The organism is Serratia sp. CY71090, assembly GCF_052166845.1.
GTDB classification, from domain to species: Bacteria; Pseudomonadota; Gammaproteobacteria; order Enterobacterales; family Enterobacteriaceae; genus Serratia; species Serratia nematodiphila.
The window spans coordinates 104,138-118,133 of record NZ_JBJNOA010000001.1 but is presented as its reverse complement, the minus strand read 5'-3'; the positions used below and the strand labels follow the sequence as shown (position 1 = coordinate 118,133).

The following is a 13,996-nucleotide window of genomic DNA, read 5'->3' as shown; positions in this document are numbered from 1 at the left end:
GTCTGACCTGATGAGGTCATTGTTAACCAAACGGTTACATTTGGCAAACCGGTAGAGATCAAAACTGCGAGCAGGCGCACTTTCTATCGGGAGGGGTACGGGAAAGGAAATCCCCGGCGCATAACAGGCGGCGCCGGGGGTAAAGCCGGGATTAACGCAGGCCGAGCTGGAAGATCAGAGTTTCCGCCTGGCAGGCGAAGGTGAAATCGGCCTCCAATTGCACGCCGCCGTCAACCGGTTTAATGCTACTGCTGATGTCACAAGGGTCGGATTCGACCGCGCGCGCCTTTTCGCTCAGGGCCGCCAACATCGCCTCCGCATCGTGTTGATTACTGAACACCTGGCTGTAGGATGCGGTGCAATCGGTGTTATCCATCACGGTGCCGACATCCACGCAGCAACACGCGGCGGTTTCCTGGGCGCTGCATTTATTAATTGCATCTGACATGATTGGTTCTCCTCAAGGGCCTCGGTTATCAGCCCAAATTGCCGTTTCACTCACCGGCACAAAGCCACAAAATTCTGCAGATATTTTACGCTTCCGCGCCGGCAATCACTAGCACTTACTTTTACTGGGTGTTTTAAGTGATGGAAATCACAAATAAAAATGAGCGACTGCTAAGGAATGGTAAGAATTTTGTTATTTACCGCTGGCTTTTTGTTAAGCAGATCTCTTTTTTGATATCAGGTTGGAAATATTTCAAAAACAAACTTGCAACATTTTCACAGGTCAGACCTATACTTCAGCCACTGGTCTGATTTGTCTGAACGATAACGGACCCTACAATCCCGCGCTCCTTGTTACTTCGTGTAACAATAGTTTAAATAATAAACACATAATGAGGTTTTGGTCATGAGCCAGAAAAACCTATTGACTAAATCAGCTCTCGCAGCTGCAGTGGCAATTATTTCTTCAAACGTGTCTGCCGCAGGATTCCAGCTGAATGAGTTCTCATCAGCTGGTTTAGGACGTTCGTATTCTGGCGAAGGCGCCATGGCGGATACGGCGGCCTCCGCAAGCCGCAACCCGGCGTTGCTGATGATGTATACCCGCCCGGAACTCTCTTTCGGCGCAGTCTTCATCGATCCGGACGTCGATATCAGTGGCCAATCCCCTTCCGGCGCCAGTCTGGATGCGAAAAACATCGCGCCGACCGCCTGGGTGCCGAACCTGCATTATGTTCACCCGATTAACGATCAATTCGCCGTAGGCGGCTCGGTCACCAGCAACTTCGGTTTGGCGACCGAATACAACGACGGTTACGCGGCGGGTTCCATGGGCGGCAAAACCGACCTGGAAACCTTGAACCTTAACCTGAGCGGCGCTTATCGCCTGAACAAGAACTTCAGTTTCGGTCTGGGCTTTGACGCCGTTTATGCCAAGGCCAAACTCGAGCGCTATGCCGGCGATCTGCCAAAACTGATCGCCGGATCGGGCCAGTTACCGCCACAGTTGGCCGGCCCGGTTTCGCAGATCCCGGCAGATACCCAGATTTCGCACCTGAAAGGCGACGAATGGGGCTTCGGCTGGAACGCCGGTATTCTGTACGAAGTGGATGAAAACAACCGTTACGGCTTCACCTATCGCTCAGAAGTGAAAATCGACTTTGACGGCGATTACAAAAGCAGCCTGCCTTCAGCCTTCAACCCGTTGCTGGCCTCTAAAGGTCTGCCGTGGGGCACCAACGGCACCACCATTCCGGGTTCTCTGAGCCTGCACCTGCCGGAAATGTGGGAACTGTCCGGCTACAACAAAGTGGCGCCGCAGTGGGCTATCCACTACAGCCTGGCCTACACCAGCTGGAGCCAGTTCCAGGAGCTGAAAGCCACCGGCAACAACGGCCAGACGCTGTTCCAGAAGCATGAAGGCTTCAAAGACGCTTACCGCATCGCGCTGGGCACCACCTACTTCTACGACGATAACTGGACCTTCCGTACCGGTATCGCCTTCGATGACAGCCCGGTGCCTGCCCAAAACCGTTCGATCTCCATTCCGGATCAGGACCGTTTCTGGCTGAGTGCCGGTACCACCTATGCGTTCAACAAAGACGCCTCGGTTGACGTCGGCGTGTCCTACATGCACGGCCAGAAAGTCACCATCAATGAAGGTCCTTACACCTTCACCTCCGAAGGCAAGGCCTGGCTGTACGGCGCCAACTTCAACTACCGCTTCTAATCTCGCCTGAGATGGATGCCAAAGCGCCCCGCGGGGCGCTTTTTCTTTGCCTGCCGCTCGCCGCGGGCGTAAAAAAACCCGCCAGACGGCGGGTTTTCATGGGCATAAGGCCGGTGGTTACTGCGAGTCGATCTCGTCCAGATCGCCCTGAATCGCCTTGGCGTTCGGGTTCTCTTCCGGCTTGAGCGAACCGCCGTTGGCGATGAAGTCGTGGCGCTGGAAGTAAGCTTCGCGCACCATGACATAAGGATCGGAGGAGTTGCGCAGCAGGCCGTCGGAATCCAGCAGTTGAGCGCGGGTTTCGATACCCTCGACCACCCATTTGCCCGCCGACATCCAGAAGGTCAGGTAACTCAGCATCGGATACAGCGTATCCGCAAAATCGCCGCCTTCGTCACGCAGCGTGAAGCTGCCGTAGCCCGGCAACATCACGTACGGGCCGTAACCCACATCGTAATGGCCCAGCGTGCTGCCGAAGCGGTTCGGTTCTTCGCGCGCCAGTTTCGGGTTGGCCATGCCGGCCACGTCGATCAGGCCGCCCATCCCGAGCAGGGTGTTCAGGAAGAAACGGTTGAAGTGGATCATCCCGCGGTAGGGATCGCCCTTGAGGAAGGCGTTGACCATGCTGGCCGGCTCTTCCAGGTTGGAGGTGAAGTTGCTGATGCCGTTACGCGCCGGCATCGGCACGTAGTCGCGCCAGGCCACCGCGACCGGACGCAGGATATAAGGATCCAGGACGTTGTAGTTGAAGTCGAACATCGTCCGGTTAAATCCTTCCAGCGGATCGGAACGCCCTTGCGGATCGTTGTCTGGCGCGCTGGCACAGCCCACCAGTAATACCGTTGCGAATGCCACCCCAGTCAGGCGAAAGTTCATATTTTTCTCCATAAAAACACGTTCGGTCTTATTTTTCAGGGACCTGCTTGTTTATCTGAACGCTAACCTGCTCTTTACCGCTGAATGTCTGCAGCGAGCTTTCGCCGAACCAGTCCCCCGGCTGCGGCGTGGCCAATCCGTCCTGTGAGAGGCGCACACGCACCTGCACCTGATGCTGCGCCGAGAGCAGACGCTCGGGCATCATGGCGTTGCTGTCATCCAGTGAGAAAGACAGCGGAAAACGGCTCAGCGGCAATTGTTTTACCGCGACCGGCACCGGGCTGACGCCGTCGGTGACCGAAATGACCAGCGTCCCCTGCGGCGGCATGGCTTTCGCCGCCTGCGGTGACAGCGCAACGGTCACATTCAGTTTAACATTTTCTCCGCCTGCCTGGGCTTTTGCTTGTGCAATACTGCGCTTTATCACTTCCGCGCGCGGATCGTTGGCCGGCAGCAGCTGCAGCATCACCTGCCAGGCGCCGATCGCCTGCTTGAAATCGCCCTGTTCGAAGGCATTGAACGCCAGCAGGCTCAGCACCCGCGGATCGCTGTGGTTTTCCGCGATCATGCGCCGCAACAGCTGCGCCGCCTGCTTGTTATCCTCCGGATCGTTGGAGCGCGTCAAGACCTCGGCATAGCCGAGCCGCACTTCCAGACTATTCGGATCCAATTGATAAGCATGAGCAAACGCCTGCGTAGCGGTGGTGGCATTATTCAGCGCCATGCCGACGCGCCCCAGCATCATCCAGTCATTGATGTTGCGATCGTCCTGTTGCAGCGCGGTGCGCAGCCCCAGCCCGAGGCGAGCAATCTCTTCCATGCTCAGCGGTTTGGCGCGCTCATTGGCAACGCGCTCGCGCAATTCCGGCATTTGCGCCTGCACCAGACGCCAGTCCAGCACCTGCGCCAGCCCGCCGGTTTTCAGATAAAAGCCAACGGTCACCGCCAGCAGTAACAGCACGCCCGGCACCAGCGCCCAGCGGTTGATCGGCTTCGCCTGCGCCATCTGCTCGGCCGGGATGTCGTTCAACAGGTTCTGTTGCAGCTCTTTGACCAGTTCCGGGCGCTCGGCTACCACGCCCTGCTGCTCATCCTGCTCCAACTCGCTGAGGCGATCCTGATAAAACGCCTTGTTCAGCGCATCGCGCGTGGCAGCGCTCTGCTTGCCGCGGCGCATCGCCGGCACCACCAGCAACGCGGCAGCGCCGGCCAGCAACACGCAAATAATCAGCCAAAAAGCCATTAGGGTTTCTTCCTGTCAGTCTCTTGCAACAGCGCCGCCAGGCGCTGCCGTTCCCGTTCGGAGAATGCATCGTCCACCGCCGTGTCGGGCTTGCGACGGGTGCGCAGGATCACCACTGCCCCGCCGATCAATACGAACAGCAGCGGGCCGATCCACAAGATCAGCGTCGCCGGCGTTACCGGCGGCTCGTAGGTGACGAAGTTGCCATAACGCGCCACCATGTAATCGATGATCTGCTGCTTGCTTTGCCCTTGCATCATCAGCTCGTACACCTTGGTGCGCATGTCGGCGGCGATAATGGCGTTGGAATCGGCAATGCTGTTGTTTTGGCATTTCGGGCAGCGCAGCTGTTCGGTCAACTCGCGATACTGCTGCTCCTGCTCGACGGAGTTGAAGCGATAGGTATCGATCGCCGCTGCGGCGCTCCAGCTCAGCAGCGCGGCGCACAGCAGAACAATCAGCCTCATGCCTCACCCCCGTACTTTTTATACAGCGGCAGCACTTCCTGCTGCCAGACGCGCTCATTCATGTCGCCGGCGTGGCGATAGCGAATAATCCCCTGGCCGTCGATAAGGAAGGTCTCAGGCGCGCCGTACACCCCGAGATCCAACCCCAGCATGCCGTCGCCGTCGTACAGACTGAGGGCGTAGGGATTGCCGAGAGAGTTGAGCCAGGTCACCGCCTTGGCGCGATCGTCTTTATAGTTCAGGCCGACCACCCGCACGCCGCGCGCCGCCAGCGTATTGAGATACTGGTGTTCCGCGCGGCAGGTCGGGCACCAGGTGGCCCAGACGTTGAGCAAGATCGGCTTGCCGTCGCGCAGCACCGCCTGATCGTAGGTTTTGCCAGGCTGATCCAGTGATTCCAGCCTGAAGGTCGGCACCGGCTTACCGATCAGCGCCGACTCCAGCATGGTCGGATCTTCGCCGCCCGCGTTGCGCGTCAGCTGCACCATCAGGGCCGCCACCAGCAGCAGGAAGAGCACCAACGGGATAAACAGCAGCTTACGCTTCATGATTGCGCCTCCAGTTTGCCTTCACGCTTGAGCTTTTTGCTCATGCGATAACGCGGGTCGAGAATGCACAGCAGGCCGCCGATCGCCATAAAGACACCGCCGAACCAGATCCAGCGCACGAAGGGTTTGTAATACAGGCGCACCGCCCAGGAACCGTCTTCCAGCTCCTCGCCCAGCGCCGCGTACAGATCGCGGCTGAACCCGCCGTCGATCGCCGCCTCGGTCATCATGCTGCGCGCCACGCTGTAGTAGCGTTTCTCCGCATGCAGCGTCGCCTCCGGCTTGCCGTTGCGCGTGACGTCGATGATGCCGACGCCGCCGCTGTAGTTCGGGCCGCGAATGTCGTGCACGTCGCGGAACACGAAGTGATAATTGTGGATGTCCACGCTGTCGCCGGCCTTCATCCGCACGTCGCGCTCCACGCTGTAGTTCTGGCTGAAGGCAATGCCGATCACCGTCACCGCCACGCCGAGGTGGCCGAGCACCATGCCCCAATGGCTGCGAGACAGCTGCCGCAGACCGCGCCAGAAACCGTGGCGGTGGGTGGCGCGCTCATGCAGCTCCATCAGCGTCAGGATGATCACCCACAGCGCCATGATCAGGCCCACCACCGTCATGCCGGCGATGCTGTCCTGCAGCAGCCACGGCAGCAGAATCGACAGCACCAGCGTCACCAGCAGCGCCACGCCGAGGCGGCGCCACAGCTTGCCCGGCTCATCGCGGCGCCAGCGCACCAGCGGCCCGATGCCCAACAGCAGCGCCAGCGGCGCCATCAGCCAGGTGAACATGGTGTTGAAGAACGGCTCGCCGATCGAAATGCTGCCCAGCCCCAACTGTTTGTGCACCAGCGGCAGCAGCGTGCCCAACAGCACCACCAGCATGGCGGCGATCAGCAACACGTTGTTGCCCAGCAGGAAGGTCTCGCGCGAGAAGGTCTCGTGCTGCACTCGGCTGCGCACCTGGCCGCCCTTGACCGCGTACAGCAGCAGCGAGCCGCCGATCACGATCACCAGATAGGCGAGAATAAACATGCCGCGCGCCGGATCGGAGGCGAAGGAGTGCACCGAGACCAGCACGCCGGAGCGCACCAGGAAGGTGCCCAGCAGGCACAGCGAGAAGGCGGTGATCGCCAGCAACACCGTCCAGGCTTTGAACGTGCCGCGTTTCTCGGTCACCGCCAGCGAATGCATCAGCGCGGTGCCGGCCAGCCACGGCATAAAGGAAGCGTTCTCCACCGGATCCCAGAACCACCAGCCGCCCCAGCCCAGCTCATAGTAGGCCCAGGCCGATCCGAGCACGATGCCCAGCGTGAGGAACACCCAGGCGGCGGTGGTCCACGGGCGCGACCAGCGCGCCCAGGCGGTGTCGAGCCGGCCGGCCATCAGCGAGGCGATGGCGAACGCGAAGGCGACCGAGAAACCGACATAGCCCATGTACAGCAGCGGCGGGTGGAAAATAAGGCCGATATCCTGCAGCAGCGGGTTGAGATCGCTGCCGTCGATCGGGAAGTTCGGCAGCGTGCGGGTGAATGGATTGGAGGTCATGATGATGAACAGCAGGAAACCGGCGGTGATCATGCCCATCACCGACAGCACCCGCGCCACCGCATCCTGCGGCATCGCCCGGCTGCACAACGCCACCGCCAGCGACCAGCAGCTCAGCAGCAGCACCCACAGCAGCAGCGAACCTTCGTGCGCCCCCCAGGTGGCGGCGATGCGGTAATACACCGGCAGTTGGGTATTGGAGTTGGTGGCCACGTAAGCGACGGTAAAGTCATTGACCACGAAGGCGTGCACCAGGCACAGGAACGCCAGCGCAATCGCCGCGAACATGCCATAGGTCAGCGGCCGGGCCACCGCCATCATGCGGCTGTCCTGGCGCGCCGCGCCCCACTGCGGGTAAATGCTCAGCAACAGCGCGATCGCCAGCGCCAGGCACAGCAGAAAACTGCCCAGTTCCGGCATCATGACTTGGCGCCCTCCGCCTGCGGCGCGTTATACGCTTCCGCCGGCCCTTTGTGATTCTCTTTCATCGCGTCGGCCACTTCCGGCGGCGTGTATTTCTCGTCGTGTTTGGCCAGCACTTCGCGCGCGTTGACCACGTTGCCCTCGCCCAGCACCCCTTGCGCCACCACGCCCTGCCCTTCACGGAACAGATCCGGCAGAATGCCGGTGTAGGTTACGCCGATCGCACCGCGCGCGTCGTAAATCTTGAAGCTGACCTGCAGCGTATTGGGATCGCGTTTCACCGAGCCGGGCATCACCATGCCGCCGATGCGCAACCGTTGGCCGACCTCGGGCTTCTCGTGGTTTTCGCCTTTACCCTGCAGGATTTCACCCGGGGTATAGAACAGATCGATGTTGGAGCGCAGCGCGTACAGCATCAGGGTTGCGGTCAGCGCGATGCCGATCAGCACAACGATCGCCAGATAAAGGCGGCTTTTACGACGTGGATTCACAATGATTTCTCCCGCGGTGCGGCGGATTTTTGTTTTGACTGTTGCGCATGGCGAATGCGCCGTTCGCGCGCCTGACGGCGGCCGATCTCGGCGAGCAACTGCCGCCGCTGCCAGACGGTGTGCGCCACCAGCCCCAACAGCGAAATCAGCGTGGCGGCGACCGCCAGCCAGACATAAAAGGCATAACCGCCCATGGCGAAAAACGCCGACCAGGAATCAAACGCGGCATTCATGACTGACGCTCCTTATTCACCAGCCCGGCGACCCACGGGCGCTGGCGCTCCTGGAACAGGATCAGATTGCGCAGGCGCATCAGCGTCAGCGTGACGAACAACAGCAGGTAGCCGAGGATTGCCCAGCGCAGCGGGGTGCGCATGCTTGGCGCGATGGATTGCTGCATATTGGTCGAACCCTGATGCAACGTATTCCACCATTCGACGGAGAAATGGATGATCGGGATATTCACTACGCCCACCAGCACCAGAATGCCGGCGGCGCGGCCCGCCAGGCGGCGGTCTTCGAAGGCGTTATACAGCGCGATGACGCCCATATAGAGGAACAGCAGCACCAGCTCGGAGGTCAGCCGCGCGTCCCATACCCACCAGGTGCCCCACATCGGCTTGCCCCAGGCGGAGCCGGTCACCAGCGCGATAAAGGTGAACACCGCGCCGATCGGCGCCATCGCCGCCACCACGGTATCGGACATTTTCATCTGCCACACCAGGCCGATAAACGCCGCCACCGCCATCGAGGCGTAGATGCCCATCGACCACATGGCCGCCGGCACGTGAATATAAATGATGCGGAAGCTGTCGCCCTGTTGATAATCCTTCGGCGCGAAGCCAAAGCCCCATGCCCAGCCAAGCAGCAGGCAGGCCGCCGCCGCCAGCCCCAGCCAGGGGATAAAGCGGCCGCAGACGTGATACAGCCGTTCAGGCCGCGCCAGTTGATGTAACCATTTCCACATTGTCGTCAGTGCTCACGGTAATTTTTATGCGTCGGCCGCTCCGAGCGTTCGAAACGGCGAAAATCTTCTGCGGGGTACGCTCTTGTCGGCCTTGCCCCGTCTGTTCATTCAATTTGTTAGCTAGTGCACGCTCACTCGCAGCGCCGCTGCGGCGGCAAACGGCGCCAATGTCACGCTGCCCGCCAGCATCGCGCCGAGTATCGCCAGGTAACCATCAATCGGCATGCCCATCGCGGCGGCGTCGATCGCGCCGGTGGCGAAGATCAGCACCGGGATATACAGCGGCAGCACCAGCAGGCTGAGCAGCACGCCCCCTTTGCGCAGGCCGACGGTCAGACCCACGCCGATAGCGCCGATCAGGCTCAGCGTCGGCGTGCCGAGCAGCAGCGTCCCCGCCACCGCCAGCCAGGTTTGCATATTAAGCGACAGCAGCAGCGCCACCAGCGGCGACAGGATCAGCAGCGGCAATCCCGTCACAACCCAGTGAGCACACACTTTGCCCAGCACCGTCATCGGCAGCGGCGTCGGCAGCAGCAACAGCTGCTCCAGCGAACCGTCGAGAAAGTCGTCGCGAAACAGTCGCTCCAGCGACAGCAGCGAGGCCAGCAGCGCCGCCACCCACACGATGCCCGGCGCAATGCGCGCCAGCAGCTGCGGTTCAGGGCCAATCCCCAGCGGGAACAGCGTGATCACAATCAGGAAAAACCACAGCGGGTTGACGATCTCCGACCCTTTACGGCAGGCGATCTTCAATTCGCGACGCACCAGAGTCAAAAACATCACAAACTCCCCGCGTCGTGTTCCGCCAAACGAATTTTGCCCACCGTTTGGCTGACGCCGGCCAAATCCTGATGGGTGGTCAACAATACCATGCCGCCCCGCTGCACATGTTGTTCAAAAAGGCTAATCAACTCGGCCACGCCCTGTTTATCGATTGCCGTCAACGGTTCATCGAGGATCCACAGCGGCGCCGCGCTGAGCCACAATCGCGCCAGCGCCACCCGTCGCTGCTGCCCGGCGGAAAGCTGCGCCACCGGCAGATCTTCGTAGCCCACCAACCCCACCTGCTCCAGCGCGCGCCAGATGGCCTGCTGCTCGGCCGCGCCGCGCACCGCCTGATAAAACTGCAGATTTTCGAAGGGTGTCAATACGGCTTTGATGCCCGGTTGATGGCCGATAAACAGCAAATCTTGCTGATACGCCGCGCGATCGCGCAGCGTGTTACGCCCGCGCCAGCACACCTCACCGCCGTCCGGCCGCGCCAGACCGGCGAGGATGCGCAGCAAACTGGTCTTGCCCGCGCCGTTCGGCCCTTCTACCTGAATGATATCGCCCGGCTGAACTGAAAAGCTTAGCTCGCTAAACAGGATGCGTTCATCGCGCACGCAACTCAGACTTTTGGCTTCCAGCATCGGGGAACTCATATTTTTCTTTGGGATAGCGAATCATAGCATAAGCCTTTCCCCACACGCAGCCTGCGGCGGGCGCGCCGAGGGGCCAATATGGCGAGCAGGATCAAGAATGCGCGGAAAAAAGCGGCGGATTTTAACTCTTGTTACCTTTTTCTGTATTTCGCCGCATTTAGACCGGGCAACTACGCTTAATGACGTGACCTCACCCTTATTGAGCAGGAGCGACAGAATGAACGAACAGCCACGCCAGGAGCACGAGCCGGATGAGACAATGCAGGTAGAGAGCGAAGAGCAGGAACAGGGCAAACGCGAAATCGAAGTCAGGGAAGAAAATTTGCCTTCGCGCGCGGCGGCGGTGCATGAACAGATCCGGATGGAAGGCGAAAAAGAGCTGGAGCGCGACGGGCTGGCGCTGCTGTGGTCGGCGATCGCCGCCGGGCTGTCGATGGGCGCCTCGCTGGCGGCAAAAGGCATTTTCCACGCCCGCTTGCCGGACGATCCCAGCCGCTTTTTCATTGAGAACCTCGGCTACACCTTCGGTTTTATCATTGTCATTATGGCGCGCCAGCAGCTGTTTACCGAAAACACCGTCACGGCGGTGTTGCCAATCATGCATAAGCCCACGCCGCGCAACCTGCTTATCCTGCTGCGCCTGTGGGGCGTGGTGCTGCTCGGCAATCTGATCGGCACCGCGCTGGCGGCGCTGGCGTTTACCCATATACCGCTGTTCGATGCCGAAACGCGCCGCGCCTTCATCAGCCTGGGTGAAGAGGTGATGCGCCATACGCCGGGAGAAATGTTCGCCAACGGCATCCTGGCCGGCTGGATCATCGCCACCATGGTATGGATGTTCCCGGCCGCCGGCGCGGCGAAAATCTGGGTGATCGTGTTGATGACCTACCTGGTGGCGATTTGCGATTTGACGCATATCGTGGTCGGCTCGGTGGAGATCCTCTATCTGGTGTTCAACGACGCGATTGGGTGGCAGGAATTCGTCTATCCGTTCGCCCTGCCGACGCTGGCGGGCAACATCATCGGCGGCACCTTTATCTTTGCGTTGATAAGCCACGCGCAAATCCGCAACGATTTGAGCGCCAAAAATAAGGCGGCGCGCGTGCAAGAGGAAAAACGGCGCCACGGCGGGGAAAAACCGTGATCGCCGTCGGTTAGCCGAGGAAATTTCGGCGCGAACTGGCGAGGTATTGAGCAAACGCGCCGCTAAGCGCTTATTCTGCGGGTAAAAAAAGGTATAATGCCCCGGCAGCTTCGGTTGCCGGTCCGCAGCGTCCCCGTAGTTAAACGGATATAACAAGCCCCTCCTAAGGGCTAGTTACTGGTTCGATTCCAGTCGGGGACGCCATTATTTATTATCAAGCCATTCCCCATCATTGGCACCCGCAATCCCCCTTCTCCACGCCTCAGACCCGATTTCCCCCGCGCGTTATGATCGGCGTTAATTGAAAAATTTAATATCCGTCGGCGTAGCAATCGTCGCCGCCTCGCCTCTGGCCTTCAACTCACCCGTCTCATCATCGAAATCGAACAGCGTAACGGTATTGGTGAACACATTCGTGACATAAAGATGGTTGCCGGTGGCATCGAAAGCGAGCGCACGCGGTTCAATGCCGCCAGCCTCATAGCGCGTCGTCTCCCCTGGCAGCCCATCCCCACCAATTTTTAATACCAGCAAATGGTTATCGGCACCGCGATTGGTGGCAATAAGATATCTGCCGCTCGGGCTGAGGATAATGGCTCCGCCGCTTTTCGCCTCCGCTGAATCCTGCCCGCCGTTCAGTTTCACTTTCCCTTGTTGCGTCAATCGATGGTCGCTGACGGTAAACACCTCGATTTCACCCGCCATTTCGGTGATGACATAGGCATACTCACCTTTCGGCGAGAACACCATGTGTCTTGGGCCGGCGCCTGGCGCAAAGCTGACATCGCGCGATGCGTCCGCCTGCAGCGGCTGTGCGCTATCCGAGCGATAGCGATAGGCGTGCAGCTTGTCCCCGCCGAGATCCGCCGCATACAGATATTTACCATCGCGGCTGAAGGTGGTTGAGTGCGCATGGCCCCCTTCCTGACGCCCCTGCACGGCGCCAGAACCTGATATAAACGGATAATGCTGCACCCGTTCACCCAGTTTGCCGTCACTGCCAATTGGCAATACCGTCATCCCCGCGCCACCTTTGGCGACGGAGTAGTTGGCGACAAACAGAAACTTGCCATCCGGGCTGAGGGTGGCATGCGTCGGCTGCTGGCCCGCACTGCTCACCGTATTCAGCACCCGCACGCTGCCAGCGTCGTCTATTGCCAAGGCGGTCACCGTTCCCGCGTTCTCCTCATTGGTGGCATAGGCGAAACGGCCATCGCGAGATTTTACGATCCACGATGGGCTGTTCATTTTAACCACGTCGAGCAGCGTTAACGTGCCGTCGCCATTAACCGCCAGGCGATAGAGCCCTTCACTGGGTCTTGCCGGTTTCTGCACCGCAGGCGCATTCGGAATATGGGTCCAGGTACCGACTAACGCTATTTGCTGATGTTCCCGATTATTGGCCATCGCATTTCCTGAAAACATGAGAGAAATTAACACCGCAGTTAATTGAATGGCTTGCCGGCCTGAGCCGGCAACGATTTTTCGACCAAGTTCAGACAATATAGAAGGTAGCATAAAGCGAGCTGGATGGCGCTTATTAATCGAGTCGAGAGTTTTTTCTCTATTCATGATGTCTTCTTGCCTCATCACTATGTCACAGGAATAAGTATATCGACATTGACAACCTTGCCATTTAGATCCTCTTGCCTATATAACTCTATAAAAAAACTCTCCCGCATTTTGACATTGATGGCAGGCAGATAAGCGTCATACATTACATCGAAAAAGTCAATATATTCTGAAAACTCCCCCGTAAAGGGGATGACAATATATTTACCCATAGGGATATAGAAGTTAAAGATGGAATGAAAAACCTCTTGCCCCTTGCTGTTGGAATGCCATTTATTACTCCTGTTCTTTTCCACATTACATGCCCCCCGCTGCTTGCTTAACCATTTCTCATTGGTCTGTGCAATGTCGCCGGCATCTCTGAATTTTCTTATAGAATGAAAAATCAGTGATTTGTAATGCTTTAACATCTCAATGTCATCCGGCATGACCGTGTGGTAGAAGTAGGGTTTCTTATCGTTGCCATACGGCGGGATCTGCGTGGAAAAATCCCATCCGCGGCTGTTTCTAAAGCTGTTGGGCGTTTCGCCAAAGAAACGTTTGAATGCCCGCGTGTAACATTGCTGAGAGGCAAACCCGGATGCCAGGGCGACATCCAATATGTTCCCTTGGTGCTGTTTAAGCAGAATAGCAGAGCGACTCAGTTTTCTATTCCTTATATAAGTCCCTAGCGTTATACCAAAATAATGCTTAAACAGCCGTTGCAAATGCCATTTAGAGTAACCTGATATAATGGAAACCTTTTCAACTGTCAGCCCCTCGACAATATTCTTTTCCATATACTCCAACACCTGCAAAAGAATATCTTTTCTGTAATCCATATGTGCTCCTTGCTTTTATAAGATTCTCGTCCTTTTTATTAAAATCGTTAACCAACCAAACCAAGTCATTAAGATTAATCCTAAAAAAAACCAGCCTGTCAATTCATTTTTTTCGGCATAGGAAAAACTATCGCATAAATAACTGAAAATGATCATGTTATATAAATCTCTCCGCAAGAAACCCATAAAACAAAATCAACTCACGTAAAGTGCACTCATCAAAGATGCACTTGCCACACCAGGCAGAATCACACTTTTTGCTAATTGTTTTACCTTAAAGTGTTTTTTACAGCCAGATTG

At 58.1% G+C, this 13,996-nt stretch carries 15 protein-coding genes and 1 tRNA gene; 3 read left to right on the top strand and 13 right to left on the bottom strand.

The window, feature by feature from the left end; translation table 11 throughout:
- Positions 1-151: 151 nt before the first annotated feature.
- Positions 152-448, bottom strand: a complete 297-nt coding sequence (locus ACJ8OK_RS00595) for a YfcZ/YiiS family protein (protein ID WP_004936240.1) — start codon at positions 446-448, stop codon at positions 152-154.
- Between the two features lie 405 nt (positions 449-853).
- On the opposite strand from ACJ8OK_RS00595, the gene fadL reads away from it, so the two are divergent.
- On the top strand, positions 854-2,176 hold the full coding sequence (gene fadL, locus ACJ8OK_RS00590; protein WP_033632473.1) for a long-chain fatty acid transporter FadL: 1,323 nt from the start codon (positions 854-856) through the stop codon (positions 2,174-2,176).
- A gap of 117 nt (positions 2,177-2,293) precedes the next feature.
- Here the strand turns inward: fadL and mlaA are convergent, their stop codons facing one another.
- From mlaA to ccmA, 10 genes are all read right to left on the bottom strand, one after another.
- Positions 2,294-3,052, bottom strand: coding sequence for a phospholipid-binding lipoprotein MlaA (mlaA, locus tag ACJ8OK_RS00585; RefSeq protein ID WP_044030769.1), 759 nt, complete (start codon positions 3,050-3,052; stop codon positions 2,294-2,296).
- Positions 3,053-3,080: 28 nt separating this feature from the next.
- A complete protein-coding gene (gene ccmI, locus ACJ8OK_RS00580) occupies positions 3,081-4,295 on the bottom strand; it encodes a c-type cytochrome biogenesis protein CcmI (RefSeq protein ID WP_060559996.1) in 1,215 nt (404 codons plus the stop codon).
- Positions 4,295-4,762, bottom strand: a complete 468-nt coding sequence (locus tag ACJ8OK_RS00575; RefSeq protein WP_060559997.1) for a cytochrome c-type biogenesis protein — start codon at positions 4,760-4,762, stop codon at positions 4,295-4,297. Before ACJ8OK_RS00575 ends, ccmI begins: the two co-directional genes overlap by 1 nt.
- Entirely contained in the window at positions 4,759-5,310 is a 552-nt protein-coding gene (locus tag ACJ8OK_RS00570) for a DsbE family thiol:disulfide interchange protein (RefSeq protein ID WP_015378623.1), read from the bottom strand. Before ACJ8OK_RS00570 ends, ACJ8OK_RS00575 begins: the two co-directional genes overlap by 4 nt.
- Positions 5,307-7,277 carry a heme lyase CcmF/NrfE family subunit gene (locus tag ACJ8OK_RS00565; protein WP_033632468.1) on the bottom strand — a complete coding sequence of 657 codons (1,971 nt, stop codon included), beginning with the start codon at positions 7,275-7,277 and terminating at the stop codon, positions 5,307-5,309. The genes ACJ8OK_RS00570 and ACJ8OK_RS00565 overlap by 4 nt, the downstream gene beginning before the upstream one ends.
- Positions 7,274-7,768: a cytochrome c maturation protein CcmE gene (gene ccmE / locus ACJ8OK_RS00560; protein WP_004936264.1), complete on the bottom strand. Its 495-nt coding sequence runs from the start codon at positions 7,766-7,768 to the stop codon at positions 7,274-7,276. Before ccmE ends, ACJ8OK_RS00565 begins: the two co-directional genes overlap by 4 nt.
- The gene (gene ccmD, locus ACJ8OK_RS00555; protein WP_004936267.1) at positions 7,765-8,001 is read right to left on the bottom strand and encodes a heme exporter protein CcmD; all 237 of its coding nucleotides are present in this window, start codon (positions 7,999-8,001) and stop codon (positions 7,765-7,767) included. The genes ccmE and ccmD overlap by 4 nt, the downstream gene beginning before the upstream one ends.
- Entirely contained in the window at positions 7,998-8,735 is a 738-nt protein-coding gene (locus tag ACJ8OK_RS00550) for a heme ABC transporter permease (RefSeq protein WP_004936270.1), read from the bottom strand. Before ACJ8OK_RS00550 ends, ccmD begins: the two co-directional genes overlap by 4 nt.
- Before the next feature lie 120 nt (positions 8,736-8,855).
- A complete protein-coding gene (gene ccmB / locus ACJ8OK_RS00545) occupies positions 8,856-9,515 on the bottom strand; it encodes a heme exporter protein CcmB (RefSeq protein ID WP_049277719.1) in 660 nt (219 codons plus the stop codon).
- The gene (gene ccmA, locus ACJ8OK_RS00540; protein ID WP_060560458.1) at positions 9,515-10,147 is read right to left on the bottom strand and encodes a cytochrome c biogenesis heme-transporting ATPase CcmA; all 633 of its coding nucleotides are present in this window, start codon (positions 10,145-10,147) and stop codon (positions 9,515-9,517) included. Before ccmA ends, ccmB begins: the two co-directional genes overlap by 1 nt.
- A gap of 229 nt (positions 10,148-10,376) precedes the next feature.
- On the opposite strand from ccmA, the gene ACJ8OK_RS00535 reads away from it, so the two are divergent.
- Together ACJ8OK_RS00535 and ACJ8OK_RS00530 are read left to right on the top strand one after the other, a co-directional pair.
- Positions 10,377-11,303, top strand: a complete 927-nt coding sequence (locus ACJ8OK_RS00535; protein ID WP_442530328.1) for a formate/nitrite transporter family protein — start codon at positions 10,377-10,379, stop codon at positions 11,301-11,303.
- Between the two features lie 129 nt (positions 11,304-11,432).
- Positions 11,433-11,507 (top strand) — tRNA-Arg (locus tag ACJ8OK_RS00530).
- 93 nt (positions 11,508-11,600) lie between these two features.
- Here ACJ8OK_RS00530 and ACJ8OK_RS00525 read toward each other — a convergent pair.
- The gene (locus tag ACJ8OK_RS00525) at positions 11,601-12,875 is read right to left on the bottom strand and encodes a lactonase family protein (protein WP_442530327.1); all 1,275 of its coding nucleotides are present in this window, start codon (positions 12,873-12,875) and stop codon (positions 11,601-11,603) included.
- Between the two features lie 20 nt (positions 12,876-12,895).
- Positions 12,896-13,696, bottom strand: a complete 801-nt coding sequence (locus ACJ8OK_RS00520) for a helix-turn-helix domain-containing protein (RefSeq protein WP_048324580.1) — start codon at positions 13,694-13,696, stop codon at positions 12,896-12,898.
- Positions 13,697-13,996: the final 300 nt, after the last annotated feature.

What these genes read in the sequence shown, in the direction of transcription:
- ccmD (WP_004936267.1), bottom strand. Translation starts at nt 8,001, where the DNA reads ATGAATGCCGCGTTTGATTCCTGGTCGGCGTTTTTCGCCATGGGCGGT.
- ACJ8OK_RS00575 (WP_060559997.1), bottom strand. Translation starts at nt 4,762, where the DNA reads ATGAGGCTGATTGTTCTGCTGTGCGCCGCGCTGCTGAGCTGGAGCGCC.
- mlaA (WP_044030769.1), bottom strand. Translation starts at nt 3,052, where the DNA reads ATGAACTTTCGCCTGACTGGGGTGGCATTCGCAACGGTATTACTGGTG.
- ACJ8OK_RS00525 (WP_442530327.1), bottom strand. Translation starts at nt 12,875, where the DNA reads ATGAATAGAGAAAAAACTCTCGACTCGATTAATAAGCGCCATCCAGCT.
- ccmA (WP_060560458.1), bottom strand. Translation starts at nt 10,147, where the DNA reads ATGCTGGAAGCCAAAAGTCTGAGTTGCGTGCGCGATGAACGCATCCTG.
- ccmI (WP_060559996.1), bottom strand. Translation starts at nt 4,295, where the DNA reads ATGGCTTTTTGGCTGATTATTTGCGTGTTGCTGGCCGGCGCTGCCGCG.
- ACJ8OK_RS00595 (WP_004936240.1), bottom strand. Translation starts at nt 448, where the DNA reads ATGTCAGATGCAATTAATAAATGCAGCGCCCAGGAAACCGCCGCGTGT.
- ACJ8OK_RS00570 (WP_015378623.1), bottom strand. Translation starts at nt 5,310, where the DNA reads ATGAAGCGTAAGCTGCTGTTTATCCCGTTGGTGCTCTTCCTGCTGCTG.
- ACJ8OK_RS00565 (WP_033632468.1), bottom strand. Translation starts at nt 7,277, where the DNA reads ATGATGCCGGAACTGGGCAGTTTTCTGCTGTGCCTGGCGCTGGCGATC.
- ACJ8OK_RS00520 (WP_048324580.1), bottom strand. Translation starts at nt 13,696, where the DNA reads ATGGATTACAGAAAAGATATTCTTTTGCAGGTGTTGGAGTATATGGAA.
- ccmB (WP_049277719.1), bottom strand. Translation starts at nt 9,515, where the DNA reads ATGTTTTTGACTCTGGTGCGTCGCGAATTGAAGATCGCCTGCCGTAAA.
- fadL (WP_033632473.1), top strand. Translation starts at nt 854, where the DNA reads ATGAGCCAGAAAAACCTATTGACTAAATCAGCTCTCGCAGCTGCAGTG.
- ACJ8OK_RS00535 (WP_442530328.1), top strand. Translation starts at nt 10,377, where the DNA reads ATGAACGAACAGCCACGCCAGGAGCACGAGCCGGATGAGACAATGCAG.
- ACJ8OK_RS00550 (WP_004936270.1), bottom strand. Translation starts at nt 8,735, where the DNA reads ATGTGGAAATGGTTACATCAACTGGCGCGGCCTGAACGGCTGTATCAC.